The following is a 13,865-nucleotide window of genomic DNA, read 5'->3' on the forward strand; positions in this document are numbered from 1 at the left end:
AATAAAAATGATTATCAATATATTTCGTATCAGGGGATATCCATGCGTACTTCGCCTTTCAATCCCGGACTGAAACCGACGCTGCTTGCTGTTCTGGTCAGTGCCGGTTGTTTGCCAGTGATGGCTGCTACCACCAACACCACAACGTCTTCAACCGCGGCCAAAAACGAGCAGCAGACGCTGACCGTGACCGCGACGCCACAAGCTGATTTTAAATCCGGCGGCAACGATTTAGTCCCTGCGTTCCTTGACGGGCAAATCGCCCACGGCGGCCGCCTCGGCATGCTGGGTGAGCAGAATGCCATGGACGTGCCGTTTAACGTCATCGGCTTCACCTCGAAGATGATTCAGGACCAGCAGGCAAAAACCATTGCTGACGTGGTGCGTAATGACGCAGGCGTTCAGAATGTTAAAGGCTACGGTAACTTTGCCGAGGCTTATCGCATCCGTGGCTTCGAGCTGGATGGCGATGATATGACATACGGTGGCCTGGCAGGCGTGGTGCCGCGTCAGGTGATGGACGCTTCCCTGATTGATCGTGTCGAAATTTTCAAAGGCGCTAACAGCCTGGTCAACGGCGCGGCGTCATCTGGCGTTGGTGGCATGATCAACCTTGAGCCGAAGCACGCGGAAGATACGCCGATCACCCGCGTTGGCGTGGATTACACCTCTTCTTCTCAGGTCGGCGGAACGCTGGATGTAGGTCGTCGTTTCGGTGATAACAACCAGTTTGGCGTACGTTTCAATGCAGTCCATCGCGAAGGTGAGACTGGCGTCGATGGCGAAAAGAAACGCACCACGGCAGCATCATTGGGCCTGGATTATCGTGGCGATCGTCTGCGCACCTCACTGGACGTGGGCTATCAGAAAAAGACCTATCATGATGCGCTGCAGGGCGTGAAATTCGGCGACTTCATTCCAGAAGTTCCCTCCAATTCGCATAACTACAGCCAGAAATGGGTGTATAGCGATATGGAATCCGAATTCGGAATGGCGAAAGCGGAATACGATATCACCGATAGCTGGACGGCCTATGCCGGACTGGGTGCACAGCACGCCCATGAAACCGGTAACTATGGTTCGCCAACGGTTGCCGACACCAATGGTGATGGCACTATCAGCAGCTTCTACTCCAACCGCATTCAGGACAACATGAGCGGTATGGTGGGTCTGCGCGGTGATTTCCACACCGGTTTCGTCAGTCATAAAGTCAATGTGGGCTATTCAGCATTAACCACTAATGCCAAAAACGCCTACAACATGTCGCTGGTCGGCACGCCGTTCAACATTTACAACAGCGGCGATGTCGCAGAGCCGGCAGCAACCTTCGCCGGTGGTAAATTCTCAGATCCGCTGACGACAGCTCGCACACGTACGCAAGGTTATCTGCTGAGTGACACGTTAGGCGTGTTTGACGATACGCTGCTGTTCACCGTGGGTGCGCGCCATCAGAAAGTGGTAGTGCGTAATTATGCTTACGGCACTGGCGCGGAAGATGTTGCGTCTCGCTATACCAACGATCGCTGGATGCCAACGTATGGCGTGGTTTATAAACCATGGAAAGAAGTTTCCTTCTACGCGAACCATACTGAAGCCTTGCAGCCAGGCAGCGTGGCACCTAACACCGCGACCAACTACGGCAGCGTGACCGGTGTTGCCCACTCTAAGCAAAACGAAATCGGTGTCAAAACCGACTTTGGCCGCGTGGGTGGATCGTTAGGTCTGTTTGAAATTAAGAAACCATCAGGCCTGTTAAACAGCGACGGTGCTTATGTGATGGATGGCGAGCAGCGTCACCGTGGGCTGGAAGCCAATGTCTTTGGTGAGCCGGTTCTGGGTCTGCGTCTGAATGCAAGTGCAACCTGGATCGATCCAGTGATGACCAAAACCTCCGGCGGCACCTATGATGACAAACAGGCGATTGGTGTGCCTCGTTACAATTATGTGCTGGGTGCAGAGTATGACATCAAACCGATTGATGGTCTGACCGCCACCGCGATGTTGAATCATACGGGCTCGCAGTACGCTAACTCCGCGAATACCTTGAAGCTGGATAGCTACACCACGCTGGACTTGGGTGTGCGTTACCGCATGAAGGTCAGCCAGAACGATCTGGTCTGGCGCGTGGGTGTGGATAACGTGACCAATGAGAAGTACTGGGCCAACGTTGATGGCACCGGCACCTATCTGGCGCAGGGCGATCCTCGCACATTGAAAGTCTCAATGAGCTACGATTTCTAATCCGCTCATAACAGGGACGCCATCGCGTCCCTGTTGTCATTTTATACTGAAATAATTCTGTACCTTGCCACGCATTCCATTACACTCAGTGCGGCAATCCCGCGCATAAAAGTCCTTTGTTATTGAGTCAACATGAGTTCACCCGCGCCACCTGACGATCACGACGAGCCTTTACGACAATCTCTGGATGATGCGCACTTCGCTATTGTGGTACTTGCAGTGACCTCTGTTACCCTTATAATCTTCGTCCTGATGGTGACGTTATGGATGAGCTAAGGTCAGCAACAGTTCATGGAAGCCTGCAAGGAGATGTCGATGGAAGCCCGAGATGACAAACTGATCGCCATAATTGGCCTGCTCTCCGCCTGTTTAATCGGTGTGGTGTTCCTGTTCACCATGACATGGTTGACCGATGTGCGCCATCCCGTCGATCCCGCGCTTGATGTTCAAACCTGTCCGCCAAAAGTTCATCCGACACAACACTCTTAACTCTGCTTTTCCCGGTTATGCCATTTAATTTGCTGACTGCGCAGCTCTAACGCCAGCGCCTCGTGCAGCGTACGATTGCCATTGGGATCGCCCAGGCCAAACAGCGCGCCGGGTGAACGCCGATCGTCTGCCCAGGCCGGATATTCCACCACCGGATAGAGCGAAATCCCTTCCAGCGCCACCCCTTCGTCTAATGCCAACAGGGCTTCTTCCGTGACATGCCGTAACCAGGATGCGCGAGCGTCACCCTCCGCGCCGGTCTCTGCCAGCAGTAATGGACGTTGATAGCGCTGCCAGCATTGCAGCATCAGGCGATGCAGCGGTTGATAAGTCGCGTGTTCAGCAGGGATGGTGTCGCCGGAAAAGAACCAGTGGTTATCGGGATAGTAATTTAAGCCGAGGATATCGAGGAAATCTTCACGTCCGCCCAGTTCAGGCGCATCACGCCCGGCAATCCAGTCCCAGGCTTCAAACTGTGCCTGATGCTGCGCATCAGCATAGGGCTTGCTGTCGGGATTGTCGGGATCGGTGGCGATTTGCACCAGCGGATCGGTGAGCACAAAGCGCGCATCAGGATACACCTCACGAATCGCATGCATCGCCGCCAGGGAAGCGCGCACTAACTGACGTTTTAGCTCGCGACCACGCTCGCTGGCATAGGGATCGAGCCAGGAAACATCCGCTCCCGCCCATGACCAGAACGAGATTTGGTTTATCGGAGTGAAAAAAGGGTGTTCGACGCCTTCATCACGCATCAGTTGCGCCATGGCACGTGCGAAACGCTCAAAATGATCGACAAAGGCGCTGCGCCAGATATCGAGATGTTCCGGATAGCCAAAATGCGCTAATTCCCAGATGATCTGCATATCGTGGCGCGCGGCGGCATGAATCATCGGTAAAAAGCTGCGCCAGTCATATTCGTCTGGCCTGGCTTCGATAAGATGCCAGCGTGCACCGTCCCGGGCAGTGTGTAACCCTTCCTGCGCCAGTGCGGCGTAATCTTTTTCCAGTAACATGTCGTGACCGCTACTGATCACCATATCCATACGACGACCGCCGCTGCGACAGGCGGTAGAGCAGGGGAAGCTACCCTGGAAGAAACTGCGGAAAAGCTGCGGGTGATGGCGCGGGGATTGCTGAGTCATCATCCTCTCCTCACGGTAAACGTCGGGTGCAGAACGCACGCCTAAGTCTAGACTGTAAACTAAAGACGCGTCAGCGAGCGGTAGCAGATGTCTCTGATTGCCATTCGATGCGGTAAGACCAACAATAATAGATCCAGTGAATTCAGGGATTCGGTATGAGTGAAGCAGCATCCGTTCAGCAGACGCCGACGGGCGAAGGGTTACGAGAGATTGTTGATGCACGTTGTGCGCAGCATCCCGAGATGAGTGGTATCCATCCCCTCAACGATGGTTTGGACGCCTTTGCCGCGCGCTATCTGCTGATGGGCATGGCGCAACACACCATTGATGTGCAGTACTACATCTGGCACAACGACATGTCTGGCCGTTTGTTGTTCAGCGCACTGCTGGATGCCGCCGAACGGGGCGTCAAAGTTCGCTTGCTGCTGGATGACAACAATACGCCGGGCCTGGATGACACGCTGGCCGAACTCGATCGCCATCCCAATATTGCGGTGCGTTTATTCAATCCTTTTTCCTTTCGCACCCTGCGCGCACTCGGTTATCTGACTGATTTTGCTCGCCTTAATCGACGTATGCACAACAAGAGCCTGACGGTGGATGAGGCGGTGACGCTGGTTGGCGGGCGCAATATCGGCGACGAATATTTCGGAACGGGTGATGAGCCGCTGTTCACCGATTTGGATGTGCTAGCCATTGGACCCGTGGTGCAACAAGTGGCGCACGATTTTGAGCGCTACTGGCACAGCAAGGCGGTATCGCCTCTACGCGCGGTGGTGGATGTCTCAGGCGATGCCCATCAGGCGGTGCGTTTACCGGCTGAGTGGCAGCAGAGTGAAGCCGTTCAGCGCTATCTGGCACGGCTGGAACACTCGTCCTTTGTCAGTCAAATGGAGCAGGGATCGATGCAGATGACGTGGGCCGAATCGCGTCTGTTGAGTGACGATCCGCGTAAGGGATTGGGTAAAGCTAAGCGTTCCAGCCTGCTGCCGCAGCGTATGCTGGAGGTGATCGGCACGCCCCAACAGCAGTTCGATATCATCTCGGCGTATTTTGTGCCCACGCGCGCCGGGGTGGCTCAGCTGGTGGCGCTCAAGCGGCGGGGGGTAAAAATCGCGATACTCACCAATTCACTGGCGGCCAACGATGTATCAGTGGTGCACGCAGGCTACGCACGCTGGCGCAAAAAGCTGCTGCGTCATGGTATTGCGCTGTATGAGATGAAACCACAGGACAATGCTAAAGATGCGCCACACGACCGAGGCCTAACCGGTAATTCAGGCTCAAGTTTACATGCCAAAACCTTTACCGTGGACAACCGGAAAGTGTTTATCGGCTCCTTCAATTTTGATCCACGCTCTGCAGTGCTTAACACCGAAATGGGACTGGTGATTGAGAGTGAAACCCTGGCGCAGCAAACTCATCAGCGTTTTATTGCCGGGATGCGCGATCGCGCCTGGACACTGCGACTGGACAATTGGGGGCGTGTAAACTGGGTCGAATATGCCGGGGAGTCAGGTGAAGTGGTACACAAGCATGAGCCGCAGTGTACCTGGATACAAAGACTGCTGGTGCGATTGGTGTGGCGCTTACCGGTGGAGTGGTTACTGTAGCCGCAATTTATCCTGATTCACTGTCGCGACGCACAAACTCACGCCGCGACAGTGCACGCTTTACGCCTTTTGCGGCGTTTGACGTTGTGGCTTACCTGAGAACAGGAAACGCAGTAGCGGAATGCGCAGATGGATTTCGTACAGCGCAAAGGCGATACCAAACACCATTAGCAGACCCACAAAGAAGCCCAGCGTGTTGCTGCTAATGTGCGGGGTGACGTAAATGCCATACAGAATGGTCAGCGGATGGTGCACCAGGTAGATAAACAGTGAGGCATTCACTAAGTACATGATGCGCGGTGAATGGCTGTTCAGCAGCTTGTGGCCAAAGCTAAAGCAGACATTCAGCATACAAAGCCCCATTAAGGTTGAAATCACCTCATCAATTTCATACAACCAGCCATCGCCGCTGCTGTAACGCTGATTCAGGCTGTAAGCGATAAACACCGCAATGGCGCCAAAGCACATCACCGGGTTGAAGCGCACAAACAAGGCTTTCAGCGCCTGATGTTTCCATGCCAGCGCACCGAGCATAAAGAACGGCAGGAACGTCAGGGTTTGCATCACGGCCACGCTAAACAGACCATCGGCGAACACATTAGGCACGGCATAAAACAGCACGCGGCGGAACAGGCACCAGACCAATGCATAAGCCAGAAACGCCAGCGTCAGTTTTCCCCAGCCAACTTGCTGATAATCAATTTTCCGCTTCTGGGTGCGCAGCCAGCGGAAAGTCAGCATGCCGAGTGCGGTCAGAATCACTAAAACCAGTAAAAACCACAGGTGAGAAATCAGTTCCCACGCCAGCGTATTGTACTTTTCATACAGAGAAAAGCTGTCCCAATTACCCACTTTGTCGGTCAGATTTTTTAGCATAAAAAACTGCGGCAGGGTAATGAGCGGAATCGCCGTCAATAGCGGGATTCCCACGCGCTCCATGCGGACCTTCAGCCAGCGCTGTGGTTGATAGCGCAGGTACAGCATGTAGGAAAAATAACCGGAAATGACAAAAAACACCTGCATGCGGAAGGCGTGGATGAAGTCATTCAAAACGGTTAACCACATCGAGGCATCGTGGCTATTCACGGCCCAACGCTGCGTGGAGTAGATCAACGAGACGTGAAAAGGCACGCCTAATAACATTAAATACGCTCGAATGGAGTCGAGAAAATATTCGCGTTCGGGTTTTGCTGAACTCATAAGCTTCCAATTTGTCAGTTTACTTGCCGGTTTCGCCCTGAAACCGGATTATGCTGGTTTAAAATTCTACCGCCTGTAAACAGCGTATACTATCAGGTGATTCTGTATCTTAACCTGAAGGGTTTAATTATCTGAAAAGCACACTTTCAGCTTACAAATCAGCGCAACAATCTTGTGCATAAGCTGTCGGAATACCGAATAATCCTTTAAGATAAACGGGTTTGATCTGTGCACACGAAAGGGGGGGATGTGCTAAATAAAGTGAATAAAAAAGTAGGACTGGTAAAAATGCGCTGGGTAGGCGCGGCAGTTCTGCTGGCGTTGTACGCCAACAATAGCTGGGCGTTCAACATTGATGATGTAGCAAAACAAGCCAAGGCGCTGGCAGGGAAAGGTTACGAAGCGCCGAAGAGCAATTTACCCTCTCAGTTTCGTGATATGAAATTTGCGGATTATCAGCAGATCCAGTTTAACCACGATAAAGCTTACTGGGGCAAACTGCGTACGCCGTTTAAGCTCGAGTTCTATCATCAGGGCATGTATTTCGATACGCCGGTGAAAATTAATGAAGTCACCGCCTCGTCGGTACGTGAAATCAAATATAACCCTGACTATTTCAACTTCGGCAACGTGAAACACGATGCTGATTCCGTCAAAAACCTCGGGTTTGCCGGATTCAAAGTACTGTATCCTTTAAATAAAAAGGGTAAAGACGACGAAATCTCCAGCTTCCTGGGTGCCAGCTATTTCCGCGTAATTGGCGAAGGCCAGGTTTATGGTCTGTCAGCTCGTGGGTTAGCGATTGATACCGCACTGCCATCAGGTGAAGAGTTCCCGCGCTTTAAAGAGTTCTGGATTGAACGTCCAAAACCTCAGGACAAGCAGCTGGTGATCTACGCACTGCTGGATTCACCACGTGCGTCAGGTGCTTATCGCTTCATTATCAAGCCGGGCAAAGAGTCGACGGTGGATGTGCAGTCCAAGGTTTACCTGCGTGATAACGTCGGCAAACTGGGTGTGGCGCCACTGACCAGCATGTTCCTGTTTGGGGCTAACCAGCCTTCACCGGTGACCAATTTCCGTAATGAGCTGCACGACTCAAACGGATTGTCGATTCATGCTGGCAACGGTGAATGGATCTGGCGTCCGCTGAACAACCCGAAACATCTGGCGGTGAGCACGTTCACCGTGGAAAACCCTAAAGGGTTCGGTTTGCTGCAGCGTGGCCGTGATTTCAGCCATTATCAGGATCTCGACGATCGCTACGACCTGCGTCCAAGCGGTTGGGTTGAGCCACAGGGCGACTGGGGTAAAGGTCGTGTCGAACTGGTCGAAATCCCGACAGCGGATGAAACCAACGACAACATCGTCGCCTTCTGGACGCCAGAGTCATTGCCTGAGCCGGGCAAAGAGATGAACTTCCAGTATCGTCTGCACTTCACGCGTGATGAAAACCAACTGCATCAGGACGATGTGGCATGGGTGAAAAACACGCTGCGTTCTGCGGGTGATGTGAAACAGTCTAACCTGGTACGTCAGCCGGATGGCTCCATTGCCTTTACCATCGACTTCGTCGGTAAAGCGATGAGCAAATTGCCGGACAATACTCAGGTCGCGCCACAGGTCAGTGTGGGCAACAATGCCGACGTGGTTGAGCAGAGTGTACGCTACAACCCGGTGACCAAAGGCTGGCGTCTGGTACTGCGTCTGCGCGTGAAAGATAACAAGCAGCCGACCGAAATGCGTGCGGCGCTGGTAAGCGGCGACAAGACATTGACGGAAACCTGGAGCTATCAGCTACCTGCCAATGAATAATTCGACTTATTTACCTCAATCTTACGTGGAGGCCCTGCCGCTTGATGCGGCGGGGCGCGCTCGTCTGAGTGATTCGTTACAGAATGCACAGGCGTTCCACGCTATTCATACGGCGCTGGGGCAAGATGTTGCCGCCAGCGATCGCCCGGATGATGCACCGTTAAAATCGGTGTCATCACGCGTGCAGATGGCCTGGCCGGATTCACTGGCGAATGGTCAACAACTCAGTAAAGACTACCTCGATCGCACCACGCTGAAGGCGATGCCTAAAGTGAAGCGTTCGTTGATGTTCCCTGAGATCTGGCGCACCAACCCTATCGCGCGTGCATGGGATTCCGTGCGTGGAAAAAAATCCACGCCGCGCTATGCCACAGCGGAAGAGCAAAAGACCGAAGACAAGTGGCGTCATGTCGGTTCCATGCGTCGTTATGTGCTGCTGATTCTGACGATTTTGCAGACGGTGGTGGCGACCTGGTACATGAAAACCATTCTGCCGTATCAGGGATGGACACTGCTCGATCCAATCGAGTTGTTTAACCAGAACTGGCTGCAGTCGGTGGAGCTGGTCCTGCCGTACATTTTGCAAACCGGAATTCTATTCCTGTTTGCGATTCTGTTCTGTTGGGTGTCCGCAGGCTTCTGGACCGCGTTGATGGGCTTCCTGCAGTTGCTGATTGGTCGCGACAAATACAGCATTTCGTATTCGACCACCGGCGATGAACCGCTTAACCCGGAACACCGTACCGCGTTGATCATGCCGATCTGTAACGAAGACGTTGAACGCGTATTCGCCGGTCTGCGTGCGACCTGGGAATCGGTGCAGCGCACTGGTAACGCCGAGCACTTTGATGTCTATATCCTGAGCGACAGCTACGATGCCGATATCGCCATCGCCGAGCAGAAAGCCTGGATGGAGCTGGTACGTGATGTCGGAGGCGCAGGCAAGATCTTCTATCGTCGCCGTCGCCGTCGTGTGAAGCGTAAAAGCGGTAACATCGATGACTTCTGCCGTCGCTGGGGTAGTAACTACAGCTACATGGTAGTGCTCGATGCCGATAGCGTGATGAGCGGTGAGTGTCTTACCGGTCTGGTCCGCATGATGGAAGCCAATCCGAACGCCGGTATCATCCAGTCTTCGCCAAAAGCGTCAGGCATGGATACGCTGTATGCACGTTGCCAGCAGTTCGCTACCCGCGTCTATGGCCCGTTGTTTACCGCCGGTCTGCACTTCTGGCAGTTGGGTGAATCGCACTACTGGGGCCATAACGCCATCATCCGTGTTCAGCCGTTCATTGAGCACTGTGCGTTAGCACCGCTGCCAGGCGAAGGTTCTTTTGCCGGTTCAATTCTGTCGCATGACTTCGTTGAAGCCGCATTGATGCGCCGCGCCGGTTGGGGTGTGTGGATCGCCTATGATCTGCCGGGCTCCTATGAAGAACTGCCGCCGAACCTGCTGGATGAACTGAAGCGTGACCGTCGCTGGTGCCACGGTAACCTGATGAACTTCCGCCTGTTCCTGGTGAAAGGCATGCACCCTGTTCACCGTGCGGTGTTCCTGACCGGTGTGATGTCTTATCTGTCAGCGCCGTTGTGGTTTATGTTCCTTGCCTTGTCCACGGCGTTGCAGGTGGTGCATACGCTGATGGAACCGACCTACTTCCTGCAACCACGCCAGCTCTTCCCGGTGTGGCCGCAGTGGCGTCCGGATCTGGCGATTGCGCTGTTCTCTACCACGTTGGTGCTGCTGTTCCTGCCGAAGCTGCTCAGTGTGGTGTTGATCTGGTTTAAAGGTGCGAAGCCATACGGCGGTGCTATTCGCCTGTTCTGCTCACTGATTCTGGAAATGCTGTTCTCGGTGCTGCTCGCACCGGTGCGTATGCTGTTCCACACGGTGTTCGTGGTCAGTGCCTTCCTGGGCTGGGAAGTGGTATGGAATTCACCGCAGCGTGATGATGATGCGACACCGTGGAGTGAAGCCTTCCGTCGTCATGGTTCTCAGATGCTGTTAGGTATCGTTTGGGCGGGCGGTATGGGTCTGCTCGATCTGAACTTCCTGTGGTGGTTGTCACCGATTGTGTTCTCACTGATCCTGTCGCCATTTGTGTCGGTGATGTCGAGCCGTGCAACGGTGGGGCAGAAGAGTAAGAATGCGAAGCTGTTCCTGATCCCGGAAGAGTATGAACCGCCGAAAGAGCTGGTTGATACCGACCACTACCTGCAGTTGAACCGCGAGCGTGCGTTGAAGAATGGCTTTATGCATGCCTTGTTCAACCCTGCGTTTAACGCGCTGGCGACTGCTATGGCAACCTCGCGCCATAAGCAGAGTGCGTTGCTTGATCATGCTCGCGATCGCCGGGTCGACCAGGCACTGAGCGATGCGCCTGAGAAACTGAACCGCGAGCAGCGTTTGCAGTTGATCAGCGATCCTGTGGTGCTGGCGCGCGTGCACTCACGCCTGTGGGAAAGTGCAGAGAAATATCATCAATGGGTGGAGAGTTATCAGAAATTGAAACTCAATCCTGAAGCGCTTCCACAGCGCTAACATTGAAAATCTAAAAGCGGCAGCGATGCCGCTTTTTTTTTGCCAACATTCTGACTAACACAATCTTTACGCGCGCAGGTGTAGTTATTCCACCCGTTGCCCGGTTAAACTAACGCCAGTTCATTGTGAGTAAATGTTGTGAATTATTTCCTGAAATTAACGGTTGTTTGCGCCGCCGCGTTTTTGCTGAGTGGCTGCGGCAGCATTATCAGTCGCACCATTCCTGGGCAGGGACATGGCAGCCAGTATTACCCTGGCGTGCAATGGGATGTTCGTGACGGCCCCTGGCGTGTGCTGACCATCCTTGATCTGCCACTCTCGCTGGTGATGGATACGCTGTTGCTGCCCGTCGATGCCAGTCACGGCCCTTACGAATAACGCTTACGCCCATTTATCCGATGGGCTATCGTCATCTTCCCACTCCTGCGCGGCTGCTTCACCCTCTTCGAGGTCGCGCGGTGGCTCAAGCTGGAATTCACCTTCATCCCATTCGTGCAGCGTGTTCTCCGACTGCCACTCCTGACGCAGTTCGACCTCATCGAAATCACCGTCAAATACCGCCTGAGCAGCTTCACCACTGCAGATCGGCAGGCATTCACCTTGCTCATCTTCACCGGCAAAGAACTCTGCCTGCCACATAATATCGCCATCCTGCATCACGTACTTTTGCAGCGAAAACTGGCTGACACTGGCATCGTCTTCATGCAGATCGGGCTGACTGGCCAGAAACTCTTCGCGAGCGGCGTCGATAGCTTCTTCAAGGGTGCTGTACAAGCTCATGATGAACTCCTTGTCTGTTGAAAATGGATTTCTCAGAAGAATAGACGAAAAATGAGAGTGTGCAGGACGGGAGGGGAATAACGGCGGGCGGATGAATAAAATTCAGCCGCCCAAACCGTTTAAATCATCTTTTGCGGGAAATGTAGTACAGGACGTACTGACTCGCGAATAATAGGAGCAGAGTAACGAATGCAGCATTTAATACAGGGTTTCACCTTTTTGAAATTAATACGAGCAGTAGATAAAGCCTGATTTAAATTATAGAGCGTACCGATAAAAACCATATCCTCCTTAACGGGTAGGCGTTTACACTCTTTCCGATGCAAGAGGTGATATCCCTCTTGATCGGTACTGATTGTCACGTAGTAATAGATGCCTTTATTCATATTATAGGTTCCTGCGATATATTTGCTGTGTGTAATCTTTTTATATTTTTAGAAGGGCAGTTAATTGGCTAACTGTCACGGTTGAAATTAACTGGAATCGATTTCGCTAACAAATTCCAGAAAGGAATAAGGATAGTACTTCTTCTATAGAAACAGAATATGCGGGGGGCGGACTCAGACAAAACCTTGTTAAGTAAGTTAATTTTACTGGATTGATAAGCGAAGCCAAAGCATTCAGCAAAATTAAATAGGAAAAGGCCTGGAATGCGTGGGAATTAGATCCGTGAGCAGATGTTTCCATGGATAAAGCTTTTTTATACGGTTGAACGTAAATTCAATAAGATGCGCAGTTTTGTGTTCACATTTCGTTAACAAAGATTAAGATTCTGCATTTCTACAGGTTATTCTACCTTGCGGATAAAGCTTAACCTGGACCGGTTAATGCTCTCAGCCTGAATTCAGACTGGTCCGAATTTACTAAAATTGACAGAGTAACATCGTGAAATAACACAAATTAACTCAGGAAAGGGTGGAGCACGTACTGTGCTCCACATCACATTAATACAGTGATGGTTGACCTTCAGGGCGGGTTTTAAATCGGCGGTGCAACCACATGTACTGCTCAGGTGCCAGCAGGACGGTCTCTTCTACCACTTTATTCATCACGATAGCGGTATCCATTTCATTCTCGAGCGAGAACTTATGGCGAATGTCAGGCATCATTTTGAGCTCATAGCCACGTCCGTTGGGCAGGCGGCGTGCGAGAAAGGGGATCACGCTGGGATTGCCCAAACGAATCAGCATATGCGTGCCCGTGGTGGTCGCGGCATCCTGTACGGCAAAGAAGGGGGCAAACACACTGCTGCGTGGGCCGTAGTCATGATCGGGCGCGTACCAGATGATATCGTTGTTCTTCATGGCGCGAATCATGCCCTTAAGATCTTTACGATCCAGCATGCTCTTATTTGAGCGCATCCGTCCCCAGGTTTGCAGCCAGTCGATGAGTTTATTGTCATTCGGGCGGTAAACACCAATGCCGGGATTATGCATGCCAAATACGCGAGCGCCTAACTCTAGCGTCAGAAAATGCATGCCAATCAGGAGAATACCGCGTTTTTCCGCCAGCGCATGGCTGACATGCTCGAGCCCGGAAGTCGCAACCCATTTCTGAATGCGCCAGTCAGGCCAGAACCACGCCATACCGGTTTCAATCAACCCCATGCCAACCGATTCAAAGTTGTGCTTCACCATGGCTTCACGTTCGCTAGTGGGCATATCTGGAAAACAGAGTTCCAGGTTACGCTGTGCCACTTCCACACGACGTTTCAGGAAACGCATCGCTATGCGGCCCAATCCACAGCCAACTGCATGCAACACCGGGTAAGGAAGTAGCACCAGCAGATAAAGAAATCCAATACCCATCCAGGTTAACCAGTAGCGAGGATGAAGAAGTTCACGGGAAAATTGGGGAAGTTGAGTCATTGAAATGTCAGTATCCTGCGTCTTATGCCAGAGAGTCCGGTTTCTGTTATTTGCCGTGATTATGCCATTTTTTCGAGCTGACTGAAATCAAGCATAGCCTGCCGCTGCGTCTCGGGCAGTGGGTTTGCGCATTTATCTACAATTGTGGCGGAGAATTGCGCCTGTAATCACG

12 protein-coding genes are annotated in these 13,865 nt (G+C 52.5%); 7 read left to right on the top strand and 5 right to left on the bottom strand.

Going from position 1 to position 13,865, the window contains the following annotated elements; genetic code table 11:
* Nucleotides 1-42 precede the first annotated feature (42 nt).
* From LBW88_RS02075 to LBW88_RS02085, 3 genes are all read left to right on the top strand, one after another.
* The gene (locus tag LBW88_RS02075; protein WP_224929317.1) at nt 43-2,241 is read left to right on the top strand and encodes a TonB-dependent receptor; all 2,199 of its coding nucleotides are present in this window, start codon (nt 43-45) and stop codon (nt 2,239-2,241) included.
* A gap of 132 nt (nt 2,242-2,373) precedes the next feature.
* Nucleotides 2,374-2,517: a hypothetical protein gene (locus LBW88_RS02080; RefSeq protein WP_166931877.1), complete on the top strand. Its 144-nt coding sequence runs from the start codon at nt 2,374-2,376 to the stop codon at nt 2,515-2,517.
* Between the two features lie 39 nt (nt 2,518-2,556).
* Nucleotides 2,557-2,730 carry a hypothetical protein gene (locus tag LBW88_RS02085; protein ID WP_224929315.1) on the top strand — a complete coding sequence of 58 codons (174 nt, stop codon included), beginning with the start codon at nt 2,557-2,559 and terminating at the stop codon, nt 2,728-2,730.
* Here LBW88_RS02085 and LBW88_RS02090 read toward each other — a convergent pair.
* Nucleotides 2,727-3,875: a beta-glucosidase gene (locus tag LBW88_RS02090; protein WP_224929314.1), complete on the bottom strand. Its 1,149-nt coding sequence runs from the start codon at nt 3,873-3,875 to the stop codon at nt 2,727-2,729. The genes LBW88_RS02085 and LBW88_RS02090 overlap by 4 nt on opposite strands.
* Nucleotides 3,876-4,030: 155 nt before the next feature.
* On the opposite strand from LBW88_RS02090, the gene LBW88_RS02095 reads away from it, so the two are divergent.
* Entirely contained in the window at nt 4,031-5,488 is a 1,458-nt protein-coding gene (locus LBW88_RS02095; RefSeq protein ID WP_320442524.1) for a phospholipase D family protein, read from the top strand.
* A gap of 60 nt (nt 5,489-5,548) precedes the next feature.
* Here the strand turns inward: LBW88_RS02095 and mdoC are convergent, their stop codons facing one another.
* The gene (mdoC, locus tag LBW88_RS02100; RefSeq protein ID WP_224929311.1) at nt 5,549-6,688 is read right to left on the bottom strand and encodes a glucans biosynthesis protein MdoC; all 1,140 of its coding nucleotides are present in this window, start codon (nt 6,686-6,688) and stop codon (nt 5,549-5,551) included.
* A 279-nt stretch (nt 6,689-6,967) separates the two neighbouring features.
* Here mdoC and LBW88_RS02105 point away from each other — a divergent pair, with 279 nt between their 5' ends.
* The 3 genes from LBW88_RS02105 to LBW88_RS02115 all read left to right on the top strand — a co-directional run bounded on the left by LBW88_RS02105 (nt 6,968) and on the right by LBW88_RS02115 (nt 11,423).
* Complete coding sequence (locus LBW88_RS02105; RefSeq protein WP_224930296.1) at nt 6,968-8,503, top strand: glucan biosynthesis protein G; 1,536 nt, start codon at nt 6,968-6,970, stop codon at nt 8,501-8,503.
* Nucleotides 8,496-11,045, top strand: coding sequence for a glucans biosynthesis glucosyltransferase MdoH (gene mdoH / locus LBW88_RS02110; protein ID WP_224929308.1), 2,550 nt, complete (start codon nt 8,496-8,498; stop codon nt 11,043-11,045). Before LBW88_RS02105 ends, mdoH begins: the two co-directional genes overlap by 8 nt.
* 138 nt (nt 11,046-11,183) lie before the next feature.
* On the top strand, nt 11,184-11,423 hold the full coding sequence (locus LBW88_RS02115) for a YceK/YidQ family lipoprotein (protein WP_414004068.1): 240 nt from the start codon (nt 11,184-11,186) through the stop codon (nt 11,421-11,423).
* A 3-nt stretch (nt 11,424-11,426) separates the two neighbouring features.
* Here LBW88_RS02115 and LBW88_RS02120 read toward each other — a convergent pair whose 3' ends face one another.
* The 3 genes from LBW88_RS02120 to LBW88_RS02130 all read right to left on the bottom strand — a co-directional run bounded on the left by LBW88_RS02120 (nt 11,427) and on the right by LBW88_RS02130 (nt 13,693).
* Nucleotides 11,427-11,825 (bottom strand): MysB family protein, encoded by a 399-nt coding sequence (locus LBW88_RS02120; RefSeq protein ID WP_224929305.1) that lies wholly within the window; start codon nt 11,823-11,825, stop codon nt 11,427-11,429.
* Nucleotides 11,826-11,944: 119 nt separating this feature from the next.
* Complete coding sequence (locus LBW88_RS02125; RefSeq protein ID WP_034820172.1) at nt 11,945-12,211, bottom strand: hypothetical protein; 267 nt, start codon at nt 12,209-12,211, stop codon at nt 11,945-11,947.
* A 558-nt stretch (nt 12,212-12,769) separates the two neighbouring features.
* Entirely contained in the window at nt 12,770-13,693 is a 924-nt protein-coding gene (locus LBW88_RS02130) for a Kdo(2)-lipid IV(A) acyltransferase (RefSeq protein WP_224929302.1), read from the bottom strand.
* Between the last annotated feature and the right edge of the window lie 172 nt (nt 13,694-13,865).

Origin of the sequence: Pantoea sp. alder81, assembly GCF_020179835.1 — a bacterium.
Taxonomy (GTDB): Bacteria; Pseudomonadota; Gammaproteobacteria; order Enterobacterales; family Enterobacteriaceae; genus Pantoea.

Bases quoted from the DNA above. Each gene is read 5' to 3' on its own strand.
- LBW88_RS02075 (WP_224929317.1), top strand. From the start codon at position 43: ATGCGTACTTCGCCTTTCAATCCCGGACTGAAACCGACGCTGCTTGCT.
- LBW88_RS02080 (WP_166931877.1), top strand. From the start codon at position 2,374: ATGAGTTCACCCGCGCCACCTGACGATCACGACGAGCCTTTACGACAA.
- LBW88_RS02085 (WP_224929315.1), top strand. From the start codon at position 2,557: ATGGAAGCCCGAGATGACAAACTGATCGCCATAATTGGCCTGCTCTCC.
- LBW88_RS02090 (WP_224929314.1), bottom strand. From the start codon at position 3,875: ATGACTCAGCAATCCCCGCGCCATCACCCGCAGCTTTTCCGCAGTTTC.
- LBW88_RS02095 (WP_320442524.1), top strand. From the start codon at position 4,031: ATGAGTGAAGCAGCATCCGTTCAGCAGACGCCGACGGGCGAAGGGTTA.
- mdoC (WP_224929311.1), bottom strand. From the start codon at position 6,688: ATGAGTTCAGCAAAACCCGAACGCGAATATTTTCTCGACTCCATTCGA.
- mdoH (WP_224929308.1), top strand. From the start codon at position 8,496: ATGAATAATTCGACTTATTTACCTCAATCTTACGTGGAGGCCCTGCCG.
- LBW88_RS02120 (WP_224929305.1), bottom strand. From the start codon at position 11,825: ATGAGCTTGTACAGCACCCTTGAAGAAGCTATCGACGCCGCTCGCGAA.
- LBW88_RS02125 (WP_034820172.1), bottom strand. From the start codon at position 12,211: ATGAATAAAGGCATCTATTACTACGTGACAATCAGTACCGATCAAGAG.
- LBW88_RS02130 (WP_224929302.1), bottom strand. From the start codon at position 13,693: ATGACTCAACTTCCCCAATTTTCCCGTGAACTTCTTCATCCTCGCTAC.